At 38.3% G+C, this 24702-nt stretch carries 20 protein-coding genes; 8 read left to right on the forward strand and 12 right to left on the reverse strand.

The window, feature by feature from the left end:
* Positions 1-44: 44 nt before the first annotated feature.
* On the reverse strand, positions 45-1262 hold the full coding sequence (locus tag KIM67_RS15850; protein WP_213832531.1) for an N-acetylmuramoyl-L-alanine amidase: 1218 nt from the start codon (positions 1260-1262) through the stop codon (positions 45-47).
* Between the two features lie 181 nt (positions 1263-1443).
* Between KIM67_RS15850 and KIM67_RS15855 the strand changes: the two genes are divergently transcribed.
* Both KIM67_RS15855 and KIM67_RS15860 read left to right on the forward strand, forming a co-directional pair.
* Complete coding sequence (locus tag KIM67_RS15855) at positions 1444-4089, forward strand: putative LPS assembly protein LptD (RefSeq protein ID WP_250149289.1); 2646 nt, start codon at positions 1444-1446, stop codon at positions 4087-4089.
* Positions 4090-4132: 43 nt separating this feature from the next.
* Complete coding sequence (locus KIM67_RS15860) at positions 4133-4513, forward strand: RidA family protein (protein ID WP_213832533.1); 381 nt, start codon at positions 4133-4135, stop codon at positions 4511-4513.
* Here KIM67_RS15860 and KIM67_RS15865 read toward each other — a convergent pair.
* The 4 genes from KIM67_RS15865 to KIM67_RS15880 form a co-directional block, all read right to left on the reverse strand.
* Positions 4506-5357: an N-acetylglucosamine kinase gene (locus KIM67_RS15865; RefSeq protein WP_213832534.1), complete on the reverse strand. Its 852-nt coding sequence runs from the start codon at positions 5355-5357 to the stop codon at positions 4506-4508. The genes KIM67_RS15860 and KIM67_RS15865 overlap by 8 nt on opposite strands.
* A 71-nt stretch (positions 5358-5428) precedes the next feature.
* Entirely contained in the window at positions 5429-6430 is a 1002-nt protein-coding gene (gene gap, locus KIM67_RS15870; RefSeq protein ID WP_213832535.1) for a type I glyceraldehyde-3-phosphate dehydrogenase, read from the reverse strand.
* A 20-nt stretch (positions 6431-6450) separates the two neighbouring features.
* Positions 6451-7437 carry a 6-phosphofructokinase gene (gene pfkA, locus KIM67_RS15875; protein ID WP_213832536.1) on the reverse strand — a complete coding sequence of 329 codons (987 nt, stop codon included), beginning with the start codon at positions 7435-7437 and terminating at the stop codon, positions 6451-6453.
* A gap of 130 nt (positions 7438-7567) precedes the next feature.
* Positions 7568-11989 (reverse strand): translocation/assembly module TamB domain-containing protein, encoded by a 4422-nt coding sequence (locus KIM67_RS15880; protein ID WP_371815784.1) that lies wholly within the window; start codon positions 11987-11989, stop codon positions 7568-7570.
* Positions 11990-12092: 103 nt separating this feature from the next.
* Between KIM67_RS15880 and tsaD the strand changes: the two genes are divergently transcribed.
* Positions 12093-13121: a tRNA (adenosine(37)-N6)-threonylcarbamoyltransferase complex transferase subunit TsaD gene (gene tsaD / locus KIM67_RS15885; RefSeq protein WP_213832537.1), complete on the forward strand. Its 1029-nt coding sequence runs from the start codon at positions 12093-12095 to the stop codon at positions 13119-13121.
* Positions 13122-13443: 322 nt separating this feature from the next.
* Here tsaD and KIM67_RS15890 read toward each other — a convergent pair whose 3' ends face one another.
* Positions 13444-14550: a putative metal-binding motif-containing protein gene (locus KIM67_RS15890; protein WP_213832538.1), complete on the reverse strand. Its 1107-nt coding sequence runs from the start codon at positions 14548-14550 to the stop codon at positions 13444-13446.
* A 326-nt stretch (positions 14551-14876) separates the two neighbouring features.
* On the opposite strand from KIM67_RS15890, the gene KIM67_RS15895 reads away from it, so the two are divergent.
* On the forward strand, positions 14877-15203 hold the full coding sequence (locus KIM67_RS15895; RefSeq protein WP_213832539.1) for a TfoX/Sxy family protein: 327 nt from the start codon (positions 14877-14879) through the stop codon (positions 15201-15203).
* Between the two features lie 3 nt (positions 15204-15206).
* Positions 15207-15911 carry a 16S rRNA (uracil(1498)-N(3))-methyltransferase gene (locus KIM67_RS15900; protein WP_213832540.1) on the forward strand — a complete coding sequence of 235 codons (705 nt, stop codon included), beginning with the start codon at positions 15207-15209 and terminating at the stop codon, positions 15909-15911.
* On the opposite strand, the gene KIM67_RS15905 is transcribed toward KIM67_RS15900, so the two are convergent.
* A complete protein-coding gene (locus KIM67_RS15905) occupies positions 15908-16693 on the reverse strand; it encodes a thioredoxin family protein (protein ID WP_213832541.1) in 786 nt (261 codons plus the stop codon). The two genes, KIM67_RS15900 and KIM67_RS15905, sit on opposite strands and share 4 nt — an antisense overlap.
* Before the next feature lie 39 nt (positions 16694-16732).
* On the opposite strand from KIM67_RS15905, the gene KIM67_RS15910 reads away from it, so the two are divergent.
* The 3 genes from KIM67_RS15910 to KIM67_RS15920 all read left to right on the forward strand — a co-directional run bounded on the left by KIM67_RS15910 (position 16733) and on the right by KIM67_RS15920 (position 19673).
* Positions 16733-17383, forward strand: a complete 651-nt coding sequence (locus KIM67_RS15910) for a DUF4159 domain-containing protein (RefSeq protein ID WP_213832542.1) — start codon at positions 16733-16735, stop codon at positions 17381-17383.
* A 3-nt stretch (positions 17384-17386) separates the two neighbouring features.
* Positions 17387-18487 carry an AI-2E family transporter gene (locus KIM67_RS15915; RefSeq protein WP_213832543.1) on the forward strand — a complete coding sequence of 367 codons (1101 nt, stop codon included), beginning with the start codon at positions 17387-17389 and terminating at the stop codon, positions 18485-18487.
* Positions 18488-18560: 73 nt separating this feature from the next.
* Entirely contained in the window at positions 18561-19673 is a 1113-nt protein-coding gene (locus tag KIM67_RS15920; protein WP_313788447.1) for a class I SAM-dependent methyltransferase, read from the forward strand.
* On the opposite strand, the gene KIM67_RS15925 is transcribed toward KIM67_RS15920, so the two are convergent.
* From KIM67_RS15925 to KIM67_RS15945, 5 genes are all read right to left on the reverse strand, one after another.
* Positions 19670-20323, reverse strand: a complete 654-nt coding sequence (locus KIM67_RS15925; RefSeq protein WP_371815782.1) for a M15 family metallopeptidase — start codon at positions 20321-20323, stop codon at positions 19670-19672. The two genes, KIM67_RS15920 and KIM67_RS15925, sit on opposite strands and share 4 nt — an antisense overlap.
* Positions 20324-20394: 71 nt before the next feature.
* Complete coding sequence (locus tag KIM67_RS15930) at positions 20395-21120, reverse strand: prolyl oligopeptidase family serine peptidase (RefSeq protein WP_213832546.1); 726 nt, start codon at positions 21118-21120, stop codon at positions 20395-20397.
* Positions 21121-21128: 8 nt separating this feature from the next.
* The gene (locus KIM67_RS15935) at positions 21129-21650 is read right to left on the reverse strand and encodes a 5'(3')-deoxyribonucleotidase (protein ID WP_213832547.1); all 522 of its coding nucleotides are present in this window, start codon (positions 21648-21650) and stop codon (positions 21129-21131) included.
* Between the two features lie 111 nt (positions 21651-21761).
* Positions 21762-23375 carry a sodium:alanine symporter family protein gene (locus KIM67_RS15940; protein ID WP_213832548.1) on the reverse strand — a complete coding sequence of 538 codons (1614 nt, stop codon included), beginning with the start codon at positions 23373-23375 and terminating at the stop codon, positions 21762-21764.
* Positions 23376-23498: 123 nt separating this feature from the next.
* On the reverse strand, positions 23499-24614 hold the full coding sequence (locus KIM67_RS15945; RefSeq protein WP_213832549.1) for a hypothetical protein: 1116 nt from the start codon (positions 24612-24614) through the stop codon (positions 23499-23501).
* Positions 24615-24702 lie beyond the last annotated feature (88 nt).

Consider the following 24702-nt stretch of genomic DNA (forward strand, 5'->3'; position numbering starts at 1 on the left):
AAAATTAGGAATATTTTCGGGAAGGTAACCACAGTTGATCATTCCTATTTGATGGCCTCTGATAATGAAACCCTTACACCATCTTTGTAAGCAACAATGTAAGAGGATGTATATCCCTTGGCATCCGCTTTCGTTTTTAAGCGTTTTGCTTCGTTATAGGTACTTGCGTTACCATACATGTAACGATACAAATTCTTAAAGGGTTCCTTGGACAACATATCCAATTCATTAAAATTGGCTCCCGTGAGTGGAATGTTCTTTGCGCTGGCCATTAGTTGTACTTTGAAAACCACACCTGTATCATTCGAAGAAGTTGAATTTGAGGTTGTATCTGTAGTTTCCGTTTTTTTTGCTTCTGAATTGGTAGTAGCGGTAACTTCTTTTTCTATCGCTTTCTCTTTTGGTTTTTCAGCTTCTTTAGAAATATCAGCAACGATAGGAGTATCTTCATTATTATTAACTTTATCAGCTATGTCCAGTCCTGTATCTACGCTTTTTTTGTACGCTAAAATTGCTTGTGCAATGGCCTTGCCCATTTCACTTTGTCCTTTCTTTGAATTTAAATAGCTTCCTTCATTTTTATTGGTCAAAAATCCTGTTTCTACCAATACGCTGGGCATAAAGGTTTGATGAAGTACAATAAACCCTGCTTGTTTTACTTTTCTATCTTTTCTTTTTAATTGTTTGGTAAAGTTATCCTGAAGTGCTTTTCCAAGTAAAATACTCTGATCTAGGAATTCTTCTTGCATAATGGTCAATCCAATTACAGATTCTGGAGAATTTATATCATAATCGGCATATTGTTGTTCATAATTATCCTCTAGGTATATTACTGAGTTTTCCTTTTTGGCAACTTCAAAGTTTTGTCTATTTGCATGAAGCCCCAAGACAAAAGTTCCAGCACCATGGGCATCTGAAGAATGTGAATCACAATGAACAGATACAAAAAGATCTGCCTTTGCATCATTGGCAATTTTCCCTCTTTTTACCAGCGGAATAAAAGTATCATCGTCTCTTGTATAAATGACCTTAACATCAGGATTTTTTTCCAATTCCTCACCAGTTCTTAAAACGATATTAAGTGCAATATTTTTTTCAAGATAACCGTTTCCCAGGTTACCTGGATCATGCCCACCATGTCCAGCGTCCAAGACAACGACGAATTTATCCTTTGTTTGTACTTCGGTATCATTTTTGGTAAATGAAGTCAAAGAAAGCAAGATAAATAGAAAAGTAAAAAAAGCTAACTGACTTTTATTCATAAGAACTGCGTAATTAAAGCGTTCTGCAATGGTTAAAAATATTGTAATCCCCAATCAACAGAACAAAAAATATATGTAAGTTTGAGCCCAAAAACTGAGCCAAACTAGAACAAAAATAGGATTTATCACGTTGCAATCAAACAAACATCTTCTAGTTTTCCTATTTGCTCTCTTTTGTAGTATGGCAAATCTGTCGGCACAGGAAGACCCCATTATACCTCTTCCAATAAAAGTAGTACAGGACAGTATAGTCGCTCCGCTCTTGCCGCCAAACATTTTAAATGACTCAATTGTCAACGATTCTACACAGTTGGATAGTACCCAACAAAAACAGCCGCTTCTTCTGGATAAAATTAAATACAAGGCAAAGGATTATGTGAAATTGAGTCAGAAGGATAATAAAATCTATTTGTACGATGAAGCCGAAATCTATTATCAGGATACAGAACTAAAGGCTGGGATTATTGTAATGGATTATATTAAAAATGAGGTTTATGCTGGAAGAATAAGGGATTCTACGGGGACGTATTCACAATTACCTTATTTTAAACAGGGAACGAACGAGGTAAGACCAGATTCCATTCGTTTTAATTTTGATTCCCAAAAAGCGCTTATCTGGAATTCTAGGACGGAACAGCAAGCAGGTCTGGGCCAGTTGGGTAGCGATGCGATGAAAGTATATGCTGAAGTAACCAAAAAAGAGAACGACTCCGTTTATTTTTTAAGTGAGGGTAAATTGACCACTTCCAAGGATACGGTCGACCCAGATTACTACATCAGAATCAGAAAGGCCAAATTTGTACCAAAAAAGAAAATTATTGCTGGTTTCAGTAATCTTTATATAGTAGACGTCCCTACTCCAATTGCATTACCGTTTGCTTATTTCCCATTAACTACAGGACGAACAGCGGGATTGATTTTCCCTACTTTCGGTAATGACCCCCAACGGGGATATTTTCTTCAGAATGGAGGGTATTACCTTCCTATAAGCGATTATGTAGATTTAAGTTTGAGTGGAGACTTTTATACTAATGGTAGCTACGGATTTAGAACGCAGTCCATCTACGCAAAACGATACCGATTTAGGGGCAATGTTAATTTCAGTTTTGAAAATATCATTCAAAGTCAAAAAGGTTTCGATGATTTTAGCAGGTCGACCATTTACAATATTCAAGTTAGGCATACACAAGACCCAAAAGCCAGTCCAAACTCACGTTTCTCAGCATCGGTTAATCTTGCAAGCAGCCAGTTTTTTACAAATTCACTTAATCAAAATAACCGTTCTCAAGTTCAGACCAATAATCTAAATTCATCTATAAGTTACTCCAAAACATTTCCAGAATATCCTTCTGTCAATACGAGTTTAACGCTTACCCATGGATTAAATACTAGAAGTGAGACTGTTACCATGCAACTCCCAACATTCCAAGGCAGTATGGAACGTATTTTTCCTTTTGCAGAACGTGATGGGGTTAAAAAGGGAATCATTGACAACATCAACTTTCAGTACGATTTAAATGCGCAAAATAGCATTACCACTCCAGAAGAAAACTTCTTTACGGGTGCTATGTTCGATGATGCGCGTATAGGGGCAAGGCACAGAATACCGATAGCCACCAATTTTAAGGTTGCAAAATACATGAGTGTTACCTTAAATGGAAGCTATCAAGACATTTGGACACTTGAGACGATAAACCGTAGATTTGACCGCAGCACGGAAGAGGTGGTAACAGACACGATTTCAGGGTTTGATAGGTTCAACCAATACAATTTTGGGGCAAGTATAGGAACCACCATTTATGGAACTTTTAACCGTGGTGAAGATAAAAAAATACAGGCTATCCGACATGTAATGCGGCCATCCATAAGCTATAGTTATGCTCCCTCGTTTGAACAGTTTTACGAAACCTATTTAGATGAAGACGGAGAGGAAGTACAGTATACTCCTTTTGAAACCAGTATTTACGGAAGACCTTCTCTGACCAGAGGTAATTCTGTAGCTTTTTCATTGCAGAATACACTTGAAGCTAAAGTGCGTGATAAAGATTCAACCGCCATAGAACCCAAAAAGGTAAGTATATTGAGCAATCTTAATTTATCTACCAGTTATAATTTTGAAGCCGATTCCTTAAAATTAAGTCCCGTTAGTCTGAACGGAGCAACAGAAATCATTAAAAACGTTCCCATTAACTTTTCGGCAACTTTAGATCCGTATGCCATCGACAATAATGGCACAAGAATCAATACACTAAACGTTAATAATGGCGGTGGTCTATTTAGGTTGACTTCTGCAAGAGTCAATACAGGTTTCACCTTAAATAGTGAAATGCTGAAAAAAGGAGGAGGTAAAAAAGAAGATGATCGCCCAGAAAACCAAGAACCAGGTTACGGCGAAAATCCCTTTGCAATAGATGGCGTTCGAAATGGCGAAACCTTTTTTGACAATCGAAACCCAGAAACGGACGAAGTAGATAATCCACTATACAATACCAAAATTCCTTGGGATGTACGTTTTACTTATGTCGCAACTTACAACAATAGTAATCGACAAAAAGAGATTACCAACCATTCCTTAATGTTTTCTGGTAATGTTCAACTCTCCCCAAAATGGGAGGTTGGTTTCAACTCTGGTTATGATATAAAAAATAAAGGGTTTACAGATACCAGATTTACTTTTAATAGAGATTTGGATAGTTTTAGACTTAGCTTTGACTGGACCCCATTCGGGCAATTTGAAAGATGGTATTTCTTTATAGGGATAAAAAGTTCTATTCTTAGCGATCTTAAATGGGAAAATAGAAGTCAACCTTTTACCAGTAGAAGGTAATTTTCAATATCTTGAAACTTTAAATTTAAATTTTACCACCTTTATGAAAAAAATAATAAAAACTCCAAATGCTCCTGCACCAATAGGTCCCTACAATCAAGCTGTTCTCATAAAAGACACCCTTTACATTTCTGGACAAATCCCTATAGATCCTTCTACTGGGTCATTGGTTGAAGGTGATATTAAAAAAGAGACCAAACAATCGATGGAAAACCTGAAAGCAATTCTTTCTGAAGCCGATATGACTTTTGAAAATGTCATAAAGACTTCGATTTTCATAAAAGATATGCACCAGTTTTCAGAGATAAACGAGGTGTACGGCTCCTATTTTGATGCTGAAACCGCACCCGCCAGGGAAACCGTGGAAGTTGCCAATCTACCTGCGTTTGTAAATGTTGAAATTTCGATGATTGCCATTAAATAGTTTCTTTGTGAAACTCGACAAGCCCTTCAATCGGTCTTTGGCGTATTACCCCCAGGATCAAATCATTTCTTTCCAATACAGTTGCTAGCTCATCCTTTAAGAAATGTGCAATGCTGCCCACAAAGTTAATGGGTACTTTTGTAGCCAGCTCAAATTGCATGATATAGTTGTTTACAAACTGCTGTAAAGCCTTATCTATTACGCCACGGCAATATGCGTGCTCTTTGTTTTCTATGATAAAACGTGCAAAAGTAGCGAGGTACGTATTGGGATTGGGTTGCTTATACAAATTTTCCTTTATGACATCTGCATCAAGATCATATTGTTTGGCAAAACGAATTCCCAAATCTTGTGGCATTTTATGAAAGTAATAGTCCCGCAACAATTTTCTTCCGAAGAAATTTCCACTGCCATCATCCATTAAAATATACCCCAAAGAAGTTACCTTTTGAAACAGTTGATATCCGTCATAATAGCTACAATTGGAGCCAGTACCCAAAATGCATACGATGCCTTGGTGTCCTATTTTTGTGGTCGAATAGATAGCCGCATAAGTATCCTCCCTAACCTCAGCTTTGGCATTTGGGAAGAAGTCCTTGAAAATGTCTTTCAAAAAATTCTTCATCCTATCTGTACCGCAGCCAGCACCATAGAAGTACAATTGGCTAACAATATCTTTATTTTTAGAAATATCAAAATTGTTTGCTAAACGATCTTCGATCACTTCTCTTGTGAGTACTTCTGGACTGAGGCCTAAAGTTTGGGTAAGAAATAGTTGCTCTCCTTTTTCATTTAAGGCAATCCAGTCAGATTTGGTCGCCCCACTATCCACAATCAATATCATAGGTTGGTATTTATATTGAATCCTGAAAAAGGGAAAATACCTCTTTCAGGATTCTTATGCAAAAAGATAAATTAAAGATTTGCTACGTGCTCTGCTAAGTCAATCAACTTGTTGGAGTAGCCAGCTTCATTATCGTACCATGAAACCACTTTAAAAAATCTTGAGTTCAGCTCCATACCAGCACCAGCATCAAAAATACTGGTTCTCGCATCTCCTATAAAATCTTGTGATACTACAGGCTCATCCGTATATCCAAGAATACCTTTCATAGCTCCTTCAGAAGCTTCCTTAAATGCTTTCTTGATTTCTTCGTACGACGTTTCTTTTTCTAATCGTACGGTTAAGTCAACTACGGAGACATCCGCTGTTGGTACACGAAAAGCCATCCCAGTAAGTTTTCCTAAAAGTTCTGGAATTACCTTTGTTACCGCTTTTGCAGCCCCTGTAGATGCAGGAATAATATTCAATAGTGCACTTCTTCCTCCCCTATAATCTTTTCTTGAAGGCCCATCAACCGTCATTTGTGTTGCTGTAGTAGCATGTACCGTTGTCATCAATCCTTCTTCTATACCAAACTTGTCGTTCAATACTTTGGCGATTGGTGCAAGACAGTTTGTAGTACAAGATGCATTGGATACGATGGTATCCGAAGCTTTTGCATCACCATGGTTGACTCCCATCACAAACATTGGGGCATCTTTAGATGGTGCAGAAATCACTACTTTTTTTGCTCCTCCGTCAATATGATACTGCGCTGTTTCCAAGGTGGTGAAGATTCCCGTACATTCTGCTACGATATCCGCTCCTACTTCATCCCATTTTAGGCTTTTTGGATCGCGCTCTGCTGTAATTCTTACCGTTTTTCCGTTCACTACCAAGTGTCCGTCCTTTATCTCAACTGTTCCATCAAATCTTCCATGAACCGAGTCGTACTCCAATAAATACGCAAGATGTTCAACATCTAGCAAATCGTTTATTGCCACGACATCTACATTATCTCTTTTTACGGTTTCCCTAAAGACCAATCTTCCAATTCTACCGAATCCGTTAATTCCTATTTTTAAATTTGACATTTTTATGTATTTAATTATAATTATGTTGTCATTATATCTGAAACCCTCACGAGCTCTGCGTCAATTTCCGTATGTGCCTTAATAGCTTCACTTATCGGAGTAAGAATAAGTTTGTTATCACGAATGCCGACCATGTAATTTGATTTACCCTCCAGTAGACTTTCTACGGCCTTCACACCCATTCTACTGGCAAGTACCCTATCAAAACAAGTTGGATTACCGCCGCGCTGCATATGCCCCAGCACGGAAACCCGAACATCATAAATAGGTAAATGCTCTTCTACGTATTCTTTTAGCTCAAAAACGTTCTTACCAATTTTATCTCCTTCCGCAACAATAACGATACTGGAGGATTTACCAGATTTTTTACTGCGTTTTAGAGAATCTAACAAGCGCTCCAGGCCAAGGTTCTGTTCCGGGATAAGGATTTCCTCTGCTCCCGCTCCAACACCAGAATTTAAGGCGATATGGCCTACATCTCTTCCCATTACCTCCACAAAGAACAATCTGTTATGGGAACTCGCCGTATCGCGAATTTTATCTATGACTTCGACCACCGTGTTTATAGCGGTATCAAAACCTATTGTATATGTGGAGCCCAAGATATCATTGTCTATGGTTCCCGGCATTCCCATTACGGGAAAATCATATTCTTCGTTAAAAGCCAATGCACCAGCAAAACTTCCATTTCCACCGATAACAACAAAAGCATCTACACCTTCCTTTTGTAATTGGTCGTACGCTTTTTTTCTACCTTCTTTGGTTCTAAACTCGTGACATCTTGCAGATTTTAGGATAGTTCCTCCTTTGTTAATAATGTTATTCACACTACGGGCATCCAAGGTTTTAAAATCCCCTTCTATCATCCCCTCATACCCACGGTAAATTCCAACACATTCTATGTCTAAATATGCGCATGTCCTAACTACGGAGCGAATCCCCGCATTCATTCCAGGGGAATCTCCGCCTGATGTAAAAACTGCGATTTTCTTTATTTCTGAAGCCATTCAAAATTTTAAAAAATCAAAGCTAGGAAACTTTATTTAATAAAAGTATGACATATTAACTAATTTGTTTTCAGGGATTTTCTCAAACGTTTTCGTTGCTTTTTTGTTGAAAAAAACTAGAAATATATTCTTAGTTAAGAATTTTTTTTGAAGTGTTGACCTTGGAACTAAAGCGTATCAAACTATCTTTTCCCATAATATCTGTGGGTCGTATCTCCTCTTGCGGCTTGATTTTGTTTTCTTTCTTTTTAAAAACCTTTTGCAATAATTCCTTGAAACTATTAAAATCTACTTGATATGAAAGACCAACGCCTTGGGTATACCCCTGGCGCTCTGCCAAAAACTGCTGTATCTGATTCTCCCTATTAAAAATTTTTGCACTAAGGGTACCTTCTTCGTTCAACAAAACCTGAACTTCAACATCACCAGCTACTACGGTTTCAGAAACTCCACCAACCGGAACCCCAACCCTGCCGTTTACCAATACCCTATCAGATATTTTTGTCGAAACAGTTACGCCAATTCTGTTTTCTGTTTGAATATCAGCACTGGGGTCTTGCAAACCTTGTTCGTATGAGACACCCAGATCGAACTTATCGTTGTCTCCGGAAAGAATTTGATTAAGAAGCCCAGAAGCGGTTTGTATCAAATTACCGGTAACCGCTTGTTGGTTGACCCCGGTCTGTTCGTTTACAAACGTACCTTGGGCCAATAGAAAAAATGCGTTTCGTTCTTTTACCGTTGGATCTTGCAAGCGATACTCCAACTCAGATTGCACTACAGAATTTGTTCCTGGAAAATCAATGTCAAAATTGATGTTGGGGTTTTCTAATTCACCATCCAGACGAACGACCACTTCCGTAGGGATTCTACCCGTATACCCTGCATTTTCTAACAAAGGAGCAGGATTGGCATTTAGTTGATAAACGGCTTCCAGATTTAGCTGAGCTGCTAGAGGGTCTCGTTCCCAAAGGATGGTCCCACCTGGTCTTACCAAAAACTTTTTATCGATTACACCACCGTACCTAAAATTATATTCTCCGGTCACCGCGACAAATTCCCCGTACATATTGAACTTGCCATTGGTATTTATTTCTATCAGAATAATTCCTTCCCCAGTACCCTTTAGAGAACTCCCCGAACTTTTATCCACGACGATCTCGACTTCTGCATCTGGTGTAACCGCAAGGTCAAAGGCCATTTCCAAGCCTTGGTAATCCTTTAAGATACGTTCTTCCCTAAAAGATTCCGACCCACTTTTTTCTATAAAGTTGATAAATGAATAATCCCCAACACTGGTAACATCGCTTAAAGGTATTTTTAATGATGTTCCCTTCCCCGTACTAGCATCTACAGCAATTGTCAATCCACTTGTTGGTCCATATATACTTCCCGTTCCATTGATGAAGCCCATTCCATAGTAAAGGGATTCTTCTTCAAACTCGGTATTTAGAATCATAAAACGATCGTTCTTTGTGTCCACGTCCAAATCCAAGGACCAATCCTCAAAGGCCGTATGGTTGATCGTACCATCCAAAGTCGCAGTAGTTCCCTCTACCACATCCGATAGCCCTATATTTTCAAAATAAAAGGTCTGATCAAAAAGACGAACCCTGGAATAGGGAGCAAAGTCATAGTCTACATTAAGGTAAGGTATCCCTATTCCTGCATCATTTAAGCTTAATGCTCCATTTATCGAGGGGTTGGATACATCTCCAGTAATCCTCGCACTTCCACTCACGCTTCCCCTTATATTGGATACAACGCCCTCTCCCAAAGGACTGAACGATTCTAGATTAAAATCTGTAAAGTTGGCCGATAAGTCTAATTTTTGATTTTTGTTGACATTGCTAATGTTTCCATTGATGCTCAGCTTTTCCTTTCCATTATCGTTCAACCAACTGCTTACGCCGAACTGGGTAAGGTCATTATTTCCAAAGATGCCTATTTCCAAATCACCCTGTCTTATGTTATTGATACTAAAATCCCTAATGTTAAGACTAGAAGTGGGCAAATACTTACCATCTTTTTGTAGAATATTAAGAAAACCATCCACAGCCCCACCTAACCTAAGACTATCTATATCTGGTGTTATCTTACTTAGCGAGACAATCTTAAACTGAAGATCTAAATCCTTATAGGTAGAGTCTGCCAACTCTCCCCTAAGCCGTATCTGCTCACTATTGTTATTGTCCATTACAAGATCTTCGATTCTAATACTGTCCAATGTCCTGTTGACAATGACTTTATTTTTACTGTTACCATCTTTATTGAGTACCCACGTATTTCCCTTAAAGTTGATATCCGATTTTTTCAAACCTATTACGGACTTGTTGTTCTGGTTGAAGGTGTGATAAAAATTCAGGTTATAACTATCATCAAATTCACTCCCTCCCTTGAATTCCGTTCTAAAAAAAAGCGTATCCTTAAGCTTTGTGTTGATGAGGCTAAAATCCTTAACATCATAATAGACCGTAGACATGTCTTCAACAGATACGAAGGTGTTGAAAAGTGGATTTTTATTATCGATCTTTAATTCTACATTATCAAAGTTGTTGCCAAAAGCTTCAATACTTGGAGATCTAAAGGTGAGCTTAAAATCGCCTTCATCCGAAACTATGTTTCCCCTAATAAAAGTATTGGCATCAAAAGTAACTTCAGGAAAGAATACGTCCACTATTTTGTTGTATATCTTAAAGTTGAAGTTTAATTTTTGCCCGTCAGAAATTTCAAAAGGTTTATAATTGGTATAGATACTCCCTAGGGAATTTTGCATCAGCTTACCAATTTCTTGCACTTTAAATTTCCCCTCTACATACCCTGTTATGATATCTGGGGAATTGATTTCTATTGTGCGTATGGTATCTTGGTCAAAAGAGGAAGAAACAGAGAAATCTTCAAAAAAATACGTCTCGTTCTTATTTTGATATGTAGTGTTGGAAAAACGAATCTGTCCTATAATATTATCCAATGTATTGCCTTCAATGGCCATGTTCAGGTCACCTTTAAAAACAGAAACACTATCATTGATAAAGTTCAATCGTTTTAAATTGGCATGGTCTACAGATGCTATAAAGTTGAAATTATTGGAATTCTCCCCAAAGTCGGCAAGTCCCTTAAAATCAAACTGAAAGTTTTCGTCCTTGCTCACCAATGAACCATCAAACAATTTTTCCTTTAGAATTCCTGATACCTTTAAGTCGTTGTATTCATAATCATTGAATTCAAGTTTATATACTTCACCTATCACCTCTGTATTAAGATATTCGGCAATAAATCCTTTTCCTTCGACATTTACATCCAAAGTGGCTAAACCCAGTTGGCCATTTTCAACAAAGCTGCCCAAATTGAAATCAATCAAAGAAATAAATCCCCTGTAGGAAGCATCATCTATAGTTTGAATGTTGGTCATCTGCAAATCGGTGTAATTACTACCTATGGCGGTGTTCAAGTTAACTTGTACATCAAACGAAGTTTCGGTCACCTCGGCATCTCCGCGAATGGTAAACTGCCCCAGTTTTTGTATGGTTGAAGGAATGTTCTTCCCCAAGATATTGGGCAATATTGAACGTAATTGATAGTAGCTCGAAGTAATGTTCTCAATATCCGCCCGCATTACGAACGGTGCTTGTTGGCTGAACATGTTGTCAAATTGAAAATCTCCGCGAATCCCTGTATTTTCTGACTGGACAAACAACTCCTTCAATTGCAGCTGATTGAGCACACCGCTCACGTTCGTAGAAAACGAGACCTCCTTATCGCTACCAAACTCGTTATAGAACGAATTGATTTCATTAAGAGCAACTGTTGACTCATTAAAATCGGCAACAACATTTACCTTATTCAAAAAATCGGAAAAATCCTCCCTGTCGTAATTAAAAACCAAATCGCCTTTAATATTTGATTCTTTTGTTTTGATGTGTAACGAATCAAATCGCATTTGTTGTTTGGTATACTTAAAATCGGTGGACATTTTTTCCAAACGTATACCACGCTTCGTTTCCATGGATAGGTCGTCAACACTAAGCGTTACCTCTGGTCCTAAAATTTGAAAATCCTTTGCCAATATTTCCAAATCGGAAAAATCAAGTAGCTCTTCAAGTTTTGAATTTTCATCACTGAGCTTAAACTTTCCTTCCGAAATCTGTATTTCATCCGAAGACATAAAAAAAGGCGGCGTTCCCGGTGCCCTTGGTTTACCATCGTCCAATTTGGCAACAAAAACATCTAGATTGGTGTCCCTTTCTCCTTTATAGGTCTTCATATTAAAAAAAAGACCATTTGCTTCAATATCGCCAAACTCCAAAGTACCATCCGCCATATTTTTCAAATTTAAAATGGAAGTGGATAGCTTTTGAATGTAGAAAAGTGTATCCTTTTTGTAATCTTCCACATAGATTCCCTTTAATCCGGCGTTCAGGTTAAAAAGGGACAGGCTTACACGTTCAATGGATATATTGGTGCCAAATTCCTCATTTATAGATGTTGTTGCGTAGTTGGCCAGTTTGGTCTGTACCGCGGGAATTGACAGTATTAACGAGCCCAAAACCAAGATTAGCAAAATCGCCAATATGAAACGTAACAGTATTTTCCTTAGTTTTCTGATAGGGCTTTTATGTTTTACCTTTGCTTAACCAATTTTTGTTCCAAAACCTGTGGCAAATAAAAAAAATTATATTCTTGCAATAGAGTCTTCTTGCGATGATACTTCGGCAGCAATTTTATGCAATACCAAAGTGCTAAGCAATGTGGTGGCCAGGCAGGAAATACACGAGCAATATGGAGGTGTTGTTCCTGAACTTGCATCCAGAGCACATCAACAAAATATTGTTCCTGTAGTGCATCAAGCCTTGGCCCACGCAAATATCGATAAAAAACAACTATCCGCCATAGCTTTTACCAGAGGTCCAGGACTAATGGGTTCTTTACTGGTAGGTACTTCCTTTGCAAAATCACTTTCATTGGGACTGGATATTCCTCTAATAGAAGTGAACCATATGGAAGCACATCTATTGGCCCATTTTATTGTTGACCAAGGCAAAGCTACTCCCAAGTTTCCCTTTTTGGGAATGACCATTAGTGGCGGGCACACACAAATCGTTAAAGTCAGTCATTATTTTGACATGGAAGTTTTAGGGGAAACCTTGGACGATGCAGTTGGTGAAGCTTTTGATAAGAGTGCAAAATTACTCGGATTGCCCTATCCCGGAGGACCGTTGATAGACAAATATGCGCAACTTGGCAATCCTAACGCCTTTCAATTTACCAAACCAAAAGTAGATGGTCTCAATTTTAGTTTTAGTGGGCTGAAAACAGGAATTCTTTATTTTTTACAACGGGAGACCAAAAAAAATCCAAATTTTATTGAAGAAAACCTCCATGATATCTGTGCTTCCGTGCAGTACACTATTTTAGAAATTTTGATGGACAAACTTCAACTGGCCGTAACGCAAACTGGCATAAAACAGGTAGCCATAGGTGGTGGCGTAGCGGCAAATTCTGGAATTCGTGAAAGACTGAAAGAGGCCGAAGAAAAGTTGGATTGGCAAACCTATGTACCAAAATTTGAGTATTGTACGGATAATGCCGCTATGATCGGAATTGTGGGGTACCTTAAATTTTTGGAAGGCAAGTTTACCGACCAAAGTGTGGCCGCGAAGGCAAGGTATGTACTGGGAAGTTGATCTTGTAATGAATAATGCTCAATTTTGGGTTGACAGATACGGTTTTTTAGTTAAGATATGAGAGATTGGATGTCAGTGGCCAGTTTATTTGAACTTGGGTTTGCGCTTGAACTTCTTCTTGAACTTGAACTTGTTCTTTGGATAGTTGGATTACTGGATTTTTAGATTGTTGGAAACTCCTAGTCTTGGTGTTGCATGGAAAATGAATTTAGCATACAACATTAAACCCTTAACCTTATAGCCTTTTACCATTAACCTGTAGATCCAAAACAAAAAAGCCCTGGAAAATCTCCAAGGCCCTTTTTGTTGGCACAATTCAGTTTTACTGTTCGTCATTGTTTGGGGTAGAACGGGTATAAATAATTGAAGGGTTATCGTCCTCCCACAAGTCAAATGTCAACGTAAAGTAGATGTTTTCCTCTACGAGCCATACACCAAGTTTTTTTCCTACCAATTGAAAAATCGATTCATTAGTGGTAAATCCTCCATCAGTATCTATTCCAAAATCATTAACAACGCTTTCGACCTGAAAGTTCAGACTTAACATTCTTACAATGGAGGCCATATTATGAAGACTGTAAAAGTGTGTTGGGTCGCCCAAGGTCCCGTATAAGGGAAAATTGTCCCAGGCCGGGTTGGGGTTATCCACTCCGGTGGCATCCAATAGTGCCCACCTCACACCGCCTTTAACACCACCTGAAGCTTGTATATTGCCCATATCCTTAACACTCCCAACCACATCACTGCCATAATATTCCCAGGCCAAGTCGGATGCATCAACAAAATGTTCAGCATCTTCACCAAAGTTGTCTTGCCACCATTGGTAGTTGTACAAATACACATTGTTGTTTTGACGGGTAAGTATTATCTTATCAGTAAGTTTGTCCTGATTCTCCGGTAAAGTCCAATCGGCATCGCCAGCTTTTATAAACTGAAAATCTGGGCCATCCCAAATCAAGGCTTCCTGTTCCCCTCCACAATCGCTATCAATTTGATCAAAGGGAAGGTCTGTTGCACCTGGATGGATACTGTTATCGGAATCATTGCAATCCGTATTGTCCGTAACATAGTCCGTAGGAGCATCCAAGCCTGCACATTGTGCTATGGTGTTAGAATCAGGATCGCCAAAACCATCCCCATCATTATCCAAATAATAGGTTATCATGGTGCAGTCCGAGGTGATGTTGGCGTTGGTATCGTCCGGATCTAAATTGTTTGCCACATAACCATCTGGCTGTTCGCAGGACTCCTTGGTGCTGGCGGCATCGCCCTCATCGTCCCCATCTGCATTTCTATACCAGGTTGTTGGAGTGCAGGGGTCCGGTCCGGGGTCATCCTTTCCGCAAGAAGAATAGGTGAACAATAAAAGCGTGGAAATTAAAAAAACAAGGAAGGATGAAATCGGTTTTACATTTTTTGTACTGTTCATGGCAGTGTGGTTTTAAATTTGCATTGTTATTTATGAGCCAGAAAAGTAGAACTTCAGTAGCATTTTTAGCACGCTAAATTGATGGATGGCCATTTTGAGTTGACGGTTGGAGTATCAGACCTGAGATTTGAGAGATTGGATGTCGGTGGTCAGTTTATTTGAACTTGGGTTTGCGCTTGAACTTGTTCTTTAGATAGTTGGAAACTCCAAGTCTTGGATGTTGCCTGTTGCATCTTTAACAAACTGGCCACCAGCTATTGGGCAATTGCAAATTGTTTATTGCTCATTGTAAACTAGTCTTTGACCAAAACCCTTAACTTTACACTATGGCTTACAACGAAGTATTGGCAAAACGGATTCGCGCTGCCATTCAAATTTTTCCCGAGGATTTTACCGAAAAGAAAATGTTCGGGGGCATCGCCTTTTTATATCAAGGAAAAATGACCGTTGGACCGGTGAAAGATGATTTGATGGTACGCGTAATCGGTGAAAAAATGGAGGCCGTCCTACAACAGGAATTTGTGCGACCTATGGATTTCACCGGAAAACCCATGAAAGAGTTCATATTCGTCTCTCTTGAGGGGCTCCAGACCGAGGCACAGCTACACCAATGGATCGAACTTGGGCTGGAACACGCCAAAAGTAAATTATAACCTATGCAACTCTTCTTCAATTCTTCATTGGACAACAGTTTTAAGCAGTTCTTCTTTACTCCGGAAGAAAGCAAGCACATTGTTAAGGTATTGCGCAAAAAAGAGGGCGACCTATTGCAGATCACCAATGGGAAAGGCTATTTGTTCGAAGCCAAAATTATTACTGCAGACCCAAGAAATTGCAAAGCGCAAATTGTAAAGGATATAAAAAGTGTGCCCAAACGCTACCGATTACATCTAATCGTTGCCCCTACCAAAATGAACGACCGCTACGAATGGTTCCTTGAAAAAGCCACTGAAATTGGTGTGGATGAGATTACCCCGATCATCTGCGAACGTTCAGAGCGAAAAGTCCTAAAAATAGAGCGTATGCAACGTGTGTTGCAGTCTGCGATGAAACAATCTTTACAAACTTTTTTGCCAAAGCTAAATCCCATAATTTCTTATCAAGAATTTATGGATAAGGAATTGGAAGGCTTCAAATTTATTGCACATTGTGATGAAGGTGAAAAAATGGAATTTAAAAGAAAGGCTGTTGCTGATAGCAATATCGTAATGTTAATCGGACCTGAAGGTGATTTTTCGAAAGCAGAAATCGATCAGGCCAAATCCAAAGGCTTTGTTCCTGTTTCATTGGGAACGACCCGTTTGCGAACAGAAACTGCAGCAATTGTTGCCTGCACCACGGTTTCCATAGTAAATAACTAGCGTTCTAATCGCATTTTAGCTGCTCCCGTAATAGTCAAATCATCATTTTCCACAAGTAACATTAAGGTAAGTTTTTCTTTTGGCGCTACAATACTGGGAATCTCGATAGTGGCAACTCCAGATTTTGATTGTAAATCCACATATTTTTCCATTACAACGATGTTGCTGTTTTTTAAGGTCCTGTTCCTGTTTTCCCCACGTTTTACAGATGTGGTTCGTTCATCCAGTACCAAAACCGCCCTCAACTGTTTACTGGCCAACCCTCCATCAATGGTATAATCAAACATTACCTCATTGCCTTTAATGGTCGTTTTGTCCAAGGATACTGAATTGTTGGACTCCAATTTTTTATAGTCATCGATCTTAGAATATAGTTTTGATCGATTTGAACCAACAAAATGTTCGTTCCCATTGACCACCAATTGTGGCGTATAGTTGCTTCTAGATTTGAATTTTATATTGTAATCCTGTTGTTTTTTAGTGTAAGCCGATTTACTAAAGGGATCTTTCCAACCTATATAGTTCCAATAATCCACATGGTAAGAGAGCGCGTAAACTTCTGTTGGATACTGTTCCTTGACTTTTTCTAGAAGTAAATCCGCCGGTGGACAACTGGAACATCCTTGTGAAGTAAATAATTCTAAAACTACAACTCCCGTATTATCGACATTTGTAGCACTATCAGTTTCATTTGTTTCAGGTTGTTTTTTTGTTGCACTGTAGAAACTCATTAAGGATATTCCAAGAAGAGCGATACAAGAAATTATGACTTTTTTAAACATGAATACTGTATTTTTGATTTATTAGTTATTCGTTGAAGAATGAAACAACTTACCCTGCTATTAGGTTTTTTAACTTTTTTTATGACCTATGCTTGTCTAGGACAAGAGATCGCTATACTTAAATATGGCGGTGGTGGTGATTGGTATTCCAATCCCACAGCGTTGCCCAATCTAATTCAGTTTTGCAATACCTCTATTGGCACCAAAATAGATCCAAAGCCCGAAACCGTTGAAGTAGGCAGTGTTTCTATTTTTCAATACCCCTATCTGCACATGACAGGACATGGTAATGTGTTTTTTTCCAATGAAGAGGCAGATAATTTGAGAACATATCTGTTATCGGGCGGTTTTTTGCATATTGATGATAACTATGGAATGGAACCTTATTTAAGAAGAGAACTGCAAAAAGTATTTCCAAATAAACAGTTGGAGGAACTTGGAGCCAACCATCCAATTTTTGATATGACCTACAAGTTTCCAGAAGGTTTACCAAAAATTCATGAACATGATGGCAATAGACCTCAAGCTCTAGGTATTTTTGAAAAAGGCCGACTGCTATTGTTATTTACATTTGAGAGCGATCTTGGCGACGGCTGGGAAGATCCTTCCGTTCATAACGACCCTGAAGAAATTCGTTTAAAAGCGTTACAGATGGGTTCCAATATTGTTGAGTATGCCTTTAAAAGTTAACATATGACTTCCAAAACCATAGCCAATGGAATTTTAAGAGCAATAGCAATTATAGCGGGCGTAGTCCTTTTGGGCTATTTCTTTTATAAAGTTCAATCTGTTTTGGCCTATCTGGCCATTGCAGCTGTAATTGCTTTGTTGGGAAGGCCCATTGTCCTTTTTTTAAGGAGAAAGCTAAAGTTTCCAAATACCCTTGCGGTAATCGTGACAATGGTTCTTATGCTAGGGCTTTTTTTAGGTATTCTGTCATTGTTCATTCCTTTGATTTCAGAGCAAAGCAAGAACCTTTCTTTGCTGGATATTGAAGACTTAAAAGTCAATATAAATGCATTGTACCAGCAAATCTTGGAATACTTTGGTACAACTACCGCAGGGGTAAATACACTCATTGAAGATTCGGAATTGGAAAAGAACGTGTTGGAAGGATTGGATTTAGGTTTTATTCCCGACTTCTTAAACTCGTTTGTAAATGTTTTGAGTGATTTTAGTGTTGGTCTTTTTTCAGTGCTGTTTATTTCTTTCTTTTTTCTAAAGGACAGTAAACTTTTTCAAAATGGCATGTTGACCTTTTTTCCAGAAAACAAAGAAAGTAATTTGGTGAAATCAGTTGATAAAATAAATGGATTACTGTCCAGATATTTTGCAGGTATTTTACTTCAGCTCTTTATACTTTTTGTTATTTATACCATTGCTTTACTCATTGCAGGTGTAGAAAATGCCATCGTCATTGCGTTCTTATGTTCCTTGTTCAACATCATCCCGTATGTGGGACCGATTGCAGGAGGGGCAGTAATGATCATTTTGACCATGACGAGCTTTTTAGGGTCTGATTTTAGCACCGTAATCTTGCCCAAAGCGCTCTACGTTTTTGTTGGTTTGGTCATTGGACAATTGATCGATAATTTCTTTTCTCAACCCTTTATTTTTTCGACCAGTGTTAAATCGCATCCGCTAGAAATCTTTCTGGTTATTATTATAGCAGGATTACTTTTTGGTGTGGTCGGTATGGTAGTAGCCGTACCTGGATATACCGCTATTAAGGTGATTTTAAAGGAGTTTTTGGCTGAAAATGCTGTAGTAAAAAAGTTAACAAAAAACTTGTAGTATCAGTTTGAATAAAACACTTTTAAATACTGGTGTACAGAATTTTATAAAAAATAATTGGAATACTGACATCGTGTCAGTTTTATTGCAAAAGCCTATTTTTGAAGGAATCTCCCAAAAAGAACTTGCAGAACAGTTGGAAGCCAAAAAAAAGTGTAAGGACAAGCTACCAACCTGGTTTAATACAGCCAATATTTACTATCCAAATAAACTCAATATTGAACAAACAAGTTCTGAGTTGACCGCCAATTATAAGTCAAGTCTTATTGCTGGAAAAACGCTCCTAGATGTGACAGGTGGGTATGGAGTAGACTCCTATTTTTTTTCCAAAAAATTTGAATCTATTCTTCACTGCGAAATCAACAAAGAACTAAGTGAAATAGCTGCTCATAATTTTCGAATGCTAGGTCAAAATAATGTCCAATGCATTGCTACAAATGGAATTGATTATCTAGAAAAAAATGAACAAAGATTTGATTGGTTTTACATTGATCCATCACGTAGGGATGATACCCAAGGAAAAGTATTTAAATTAAAGGATAGCTTACCCAACCTCCCGTTTCATCTAAAGTTACTTTTTGATAGGACCAAGCAAATATTGGTCAAGACCTCTCCCCTCTTAGATATCTCCCAAAGTTTGAAGGAGCTGGAATTCGTAAAGGAGATTCACGTGGTAGCAGTTGACAATGATGTAAAAGAACTTCTTTACATTTTGGAATATGGTTTTGAGGAAGTGGTTACCATTAAAGCAATAAACTTAACTAAGAACAAAGAAACTCCCTTTAGTTTTAAGCTCAATGAAGAGCAAAGTACAATTTCGGAATACGGAAATCCACAGCACTATCTGTATGAGCCCAATTCCGCTATTTTAAAATCGGGAGGCTTTAAATCGGTCGGCAAAAGGTTTGGGCTGAAAAAACTGCATCAACATTCGCATTTGTATACATCCCAGGCATTAATCGATTTTCCGGGGAGAAGATTCGAAATCCAAAAGGTGCTACCCTATTCAAAAAAAACAATCAAAGAACTTGCTTTGACCAAGGCCAATGTTACCATTAGAAATTTTCCGATGTCCGTAGCAGAAATCCGAAAAAAACATAAAATAAAGGACGGCGGGGAGGCATATCTATTTTTCACAACTGCAATGGATGAAACACGAGTCATTATAAGCTGTAAAAGGGCCTAATCCTCGCATTCCCAATTAAAATTAGCTATTTTATCGTTGGAACCCGCTGATAGATTGTAGTGCCACCACTCGGTCCTAATTGACCAAAAACCATGAGATTCCATGGTTTCTTTTAGCAGTTTTCTATTATTTAAAATAGTTTCGGGCAAATCAAGATTATCGTGGTACGCTTTTTTTCCAAAGAAATCAAAGTCGGTACCCATATCCAACTCGTTGCCTTCTAAATCCACCAAGGTAATATCCACAGCACCACCTTTGTTATGGATAGATCCTTTTACGGGATTGGCCACATATTGGGGGTTTGGGACAATCTTCCACATTTTATATTGTACCGAATTTGGTCTATAACAATCAAAAAACTTGATTTTCACTCCTTTTTTTATGAAATCGTTATTGGCCTCGATTAGAGCTTTAGCCGTTTTTACCCTCGTGTAACATTCGGCACATTCATAAACTTTGGCTTTTAGAAAATTATTTTTTGTAGCATAGCGCATATCATATGCAAAATCGTGACTAAAATCGGCCAGTCTCACGAAAGTTGTATCGGCAAGACCTTCGAACGTTTTTAGTTGCACCTCTTGAATCCCCTCGGTAATTGAATCCACTGCTACTTTTGACAAGCTATCTGTACTTGATAAGACCAAACTCACGGATGTATTGTTATTTTTTTGCTTACAAGAACAACAGTACACCATAAGAATTAATAAAATATACTTATGCATCATTTTAATTTTTGTTGCACCAACCAATCATATAAAGCTTGGGTGGTATATGCCCTACTCCAAGAGTTGTGACCCACATCTTTGTATCGTGTATAGCGAACATCGTAGTTCATTTCTTTGAGTTTGGCAACCATTTTATCCGACTCTTCCACGGGAATCACTTCATCTTTATCGCCATGAAACACCCAAATGGGCATTTTTTTATTGATCCAATGTGCATAGGGTAAAGGTGCCATACCGCACACAACGGCCATCGCAGCAAATTTTTTGGGGTACTGCGTTGCCAGCTCCCATGCTGCGCCTCCACCCCTGCTCAAGCCTGTTAAATAAATCCGTTTTTCGTCTACATTATTGGTTTCGACTACAGAATCCAAAAGCTTAACAATAGCTTCGGTGTTCCACCATTTTCTTCTATATGGATTTTGGGGCGCCAATATCAAAAAAGGAAACTGTTTTCCTTCCACTAGCAGCTTTGGAGGACCGTTCTTTTTAATCTCTTCCAAATCAGCACCAGCCTCTCCACCTCCATGCAGAAAAAGCAGGAGTCCAAAACCTTCTTTATCATCAATTTCATATCCTTCTGGGTAATATAGATAATACTTAAGGTTTTCCGTGGTAACGGTTTCTAACTCGTCATTTACAAGTTGTGATTGTGCTGTGCAACCTTGTATCAAAAAAAGAAAGCATAACAAGAATGCTGTAAGCAGTAGGTGGGGTATTTTCATGATCAAAGTTACAAAAGTTTGTCCGCGATAGCCTTCCAAGTATCAGCACGGTCAAAACCTTTGGTATTTATATTGTGGGGCGATGTGAAAATAATGGATTTACCCGTAAAACTTTCCAGATTATAACTACGGTCATCGATAAGAACATCTCCCCTTAATATATGCTTATCGCCACATAGAATGCGTTTTTGCCAAGAAATAAAGGGGAAGAACTCGTCTAGCCAATCTGATTTTTCTTTTAAGGAATTGGGAAATTGCATCGCTGCTGAAGCTATATAAACTTCATGCTCCTTATTGAGCGCCTCCATAACTTTTTGACTGTCTGGAATTACTTTTAAATTGGTGAAAAAACCATCTCGACGAGCATGATTCCTTACACTCTTTTGATGGGCTTCCGGCACACATTGCCATACTTCTTTGCCCATGCATTCCTCAACTTTTAAATTCCCATTAAATTCTTTATTGTATAATTCTATGTGCGCTCCGTAAGTATCCGCCAACACTTCATCCATATCTACAAATATTGTCATTCTTCCAATTTAGAATTTCGAAGAAATAAAATACTACTGTATCTACAAACTAAACTGGGACATAAAATTGTAAATTAACTTTAAATAGAGAGTGATTTGGTTCAAGTTACTTTACTTTTTTTGTTCCTTAATCATTTTCAGGTATTTGGTCAATTCCATTTTAACATTGGGAAATAGAAAAAATAAACCAACAATATTGGGAAAAACCAAGGCCAAAATCATAGCATCAGAGAACTTGATTACCGCATCCATTGTAACGGCAGCTCCAAGAATGGTGAAAATTAAAAATATAATCTTATAGCTCAAATCAATCCATATGCCTCTTCCGAACAGATATTTCCATGCTTGAAGTCCATAGTAAGACCATGACAAAATTGTGGAAAAGGCAAAAAGTACCACTGCCAAAACCAAAATATAGGAAGACCCCGGAATAGCCTTCTCAAAGGCCATTGAAGTCAAGTTTACCCCTCCTACCCTGTCGCCATTTGCCATTAGCGCTTCTCCATTTATTACATCACCATACGCAAAAGCACCATCCATATTAAACATGATAATCACCACTGCCGTTATGGTACAGATGATTACGGTATCTATGAAGGGTTCCAAAAGTCCAACGAGTCCTTCAGATGCAGCAAACTTTGTATTTACCGCTGAGTGGGCGATAGCGGCTGAACCAGCTCCGGCTTCATTAGAGAAGGCCGCCCTGCGAAAACCTTGTATCATTACTCCTATAAATCCTCCAGAAATGGTAGCTCTAGGCGTAAAAGCTTCATCAAAAATTAGTTGAAAAGCAGGGCCCACGTAATCCCTATTGGAAAAGATAATAAACAATGCTGCGGCTACGTATAAAAACGCCATTAGCGGAACAATCTTTTCAGTAACCTTAGAAATCCGCTTAATACCGCCAATAATCACAATTCCGACCATTACCGCAAAAATGATTCCTACAATGCTCCCAGATGATGGGCCTTGCAACCCAAATCTTGATACAATCTGTGCAGCAGCCTGATTGGTCTGGAACGCATTGCCTCCTCCAAACGAAGCGCCTATGCACATTACAGCAAATATAGCTCCCAATAACCTACCTAAATTTTTGAATCCTTTCTCTTTTAGTCCTCTGGACAGATAATACATGGGGCCTCCGTAAACATTTCCCCGTTTATCAATATCCCTGTATTTTACACCTAAGGTACACTCAACAAATTTTGAGGACATGCCCAAAAGTCCTGCAATCACCATCCAGAATGTTGCGCCCGGTCCCCCAATAGAAATGGCTACCGCTACCATTGCAATATTTCCCAATCCTACAGTACCAGATACTGCGGTTGCCAATGCCTGAAAGTGGTTTACCTCGCCATGATGATTATTACCTTCTTGAGTTCCTTCTGCGGTATTACCAATAGTTATAGGCGAATTCGGAACCATATGTTCAAACTCATCATACTTTCCTCTTACCACTTTGATCGCCGTTGGAAAGTGCCGTATGTTGATGAACCCAAAATAAATGGTAAAAAAAGTAGCTCCAGATAGCAATAATATAAGAACCAATGGAATACTCAATCCAAAAAGGTTCAATTCTGTGAAAACAAGGTTTTCCCACCATATTGCAAATGGCATAAAGGCATCATTTATTCGTTGGTCCAAACCTTTGGATGCTGCGGTGGTAATTAAAGGAATTACAAAAAGTGTTGCAAAGGTTAGCAATCGCTTGTGCTTCAAACTCATAATCGGTTGGTTTTGATTTTGAAAGCAAAGTGCAGCTTATATTTTTTTCAAGTTCAATCGGTCTGAAAAAAGTTAAAAATGTCAGTAAAAAGCTTACCGACAAATTTACCGTATCTCTTTCATTTACAGGGATATATTATCCTTAGGAACAGCCAATCGAATTTTACGCTCTCGCTTTTCGGACATTTCAAAAAGTGTATTTTTCAAGGGATTTAGGTGATGATTTCGTGTCCAGTTCTCTTTGCCAAAGATGCCATCCAACAAACTATGAAGCAAACGTTTGATTTCGTTGTAATCATTAATATCAAATTTTTTACCACTAAGTGTGTCTCCTCTAGGCTTAATTTCCAGCCAATCATCGGTATCCTCCTTCTTCCGTTCTGCAAACTTTAAAAGCAGTTCATAGGAAGCTGGTGTTAGCACTACTCTTCTAATTGAATCTCCCGGAAAACCTTTAAACAGAACAATGTTTCTTATTTTTCCATTAGTATTCTTTTCTTTTTTCAGTGTCATATACAGATATCCCGCACTGGGAATTACATTTTCTGCCAATTCCTTTACCCAGCTTAAAGCCAAGGCAAAGAACAACATGATAAGTGATGTTTTAAAAATTGCTGAAAACAGTGTAAGGTTTATGTAGGAACCGGTCAGCTTGTAAAATTGCGCCAATAGGGTCAATAGAATACATACCAATGATAACCAAGACAATGCTTTGAGTCTGCGCTTTGCAAAAGATTCCCATAAAACATAACCCAAAAAAAGTAAGGTCAAAACCGCGTAGTATACATCAAGTTCATTAATAATTCCTATTACCCTTCCCGAAATCATTTTATTTATGGTAGGAAGTATTGAAAACAAGAAAGGGATACCCACAATATATACCCAATAATTGGACTTTATAATATGTCCGATAGGTTTGGGTAAATACCTAAACCACGGAAGCGCCAATAAAATAAAGAGGCTATTTAATAAGGACAAAATACTGCGCCAGCCATCTATTGTAAACGTAGTATCTATTTCTGAACCAGCATGATATACTTCCGTTAAGCCAGATATGCTCCAGCATAAAATGGACATTGCCAGCCAAACCTGTCCAAAATCATTTTGCTTTTTCCCAATATGCCACCAGATGGCCATTAACGCCAAAAATGCAAAAAGGCATACAACGAATTGCCACCATCCGTAGAATGAGAGTACTTCATTTTTTACCTGTAAAAGGAATATACTAATAGAAAGCATACTATTGTTAACATGGACAAGTACCAAATATAGGCAAAATGAGTAGTAGTATTTTTTGAAAAAAGAGGTTGAAATGTTATCATCTCTA

The organism is Flagellimonas sp. 389 (assembly GCF_018449435.1).
In the GTDB taxonomy this organism is placed as follows: Bacteria; Bacteroidota; Bacteroidia; order Flavobacteriales; family Flavobacteriaceae; genus Flagellimonas.

Bases quoted from the DNA above. Each gene is read 5' to 3' on its own strand.
- KIM67_RS15855 (WP_250149289.1), top strand. From the start codon at position 1,444: ATGGCAAATCTGTCGGCACAGGAAGACCCCATTATACCTCTTCCAATA.
- KIM67_RS15865 (WP_213832534.1), bottom strand. From the start codon at position 5,357: ATGATATTGATTGTGGATAGTGGGGCGACCAAATCTGACTGGATTGCC.
- gap (WP_213832535.1), bottom strand. From the start codon at position 6,430: ATGTCAAATTTAAAAATAGGAATTAACGGATTCGGTAGAATTGGAAGA.
- KIM67_RS15935 (WP_213832547.1), bottom strand. From the start codon at position 21,650: ATGACAATATTTGTAGATATGGATGAAGTGTTGGCGGATACTTACGGA.
- KIM67_RS15895 (WP_213832539.1), top strand. From the start codon at position 14,877: ATGGCTTACAACGAAGTATTGGCAAAACGGATTCGCGCTGCCATTCAA.
- KIM67_RS15930 (WP_213832546.1), bottom strand. From the start codon at position 21,120: ATGAAAATACCCCACCTACTGCTTACAGCATTCTTGTTATGCTTTCTT.
- KIM67_RS15905 (WP_213832541.1), bottom strand. From the start codon at position 16,693: ATGTTTAAAAAAGTCATAATTTCTTGTATCGCTCTTCTTGGAATATCC.
- KIM67_RS15850 (WP_213832531.1), bottom strand. From the start codon at position 1,262: ATGAATAAAAGTCAGTTAGCTTTTTTTACTTTTCTATTTATCTTGCTT.
- KIM67_RS15910 (WP_213832542.1), top strand. From the start codon at position 16,733: ATGAAACAACTTACCCTGCTATTAGGTTTTTTAACTTTTTTTATGACC.
- KIM67_RS15940 (WP_213832548.1), bottom strand. From the start codon at position 23,375: ATGAGTTTGAAGCACAAGCGATTGCTAACCTTTGCAACACTTTTTGTA.
- KIM67_RS15900 (WP_213832540.1), top strand. From the start codon at position 15,207: ATGCAACTCTTCTTCAATTCTTCATTGGACAACAGTTTTAAGCAGTTC.
- KIM67_RS15890 (WP_213832538.1), bottom strand. From the start codon at position 14,550: ATGAACAGTACAAAAAATGTAAAACCGATTTCATCCTTCCTTGTTTTT.
- pfkA (WP_213832536.1), bottom strand. From the start codon at position 7,437: ATGGCTTCAGAAATAAAGAAAATCGCAGTTTTTACATCAGGCGGAGAT.
- KIM67_RS15915 (WP_213832543.1), top strand. From the start codon at position 17,387: ATGACTTCCAAAACCATAGCCAATGGAATTTTAAGAGCAATAGCAATT.
- KIM67_RS15860 (WP_213832533.1), top strand. From the start codon at position 4,133: ATGAAAAAAATAATAAAAACTCCAAATGCTCCTGCACCAATAGGTCCC.
- KIM67_RS15945 (WP_213832549.1), bottom strand. From the start codon at position 24,614: ATGCTTTCTATTAGTATATTCCTTTTACAGGTAAAAAATGAAGTACTC.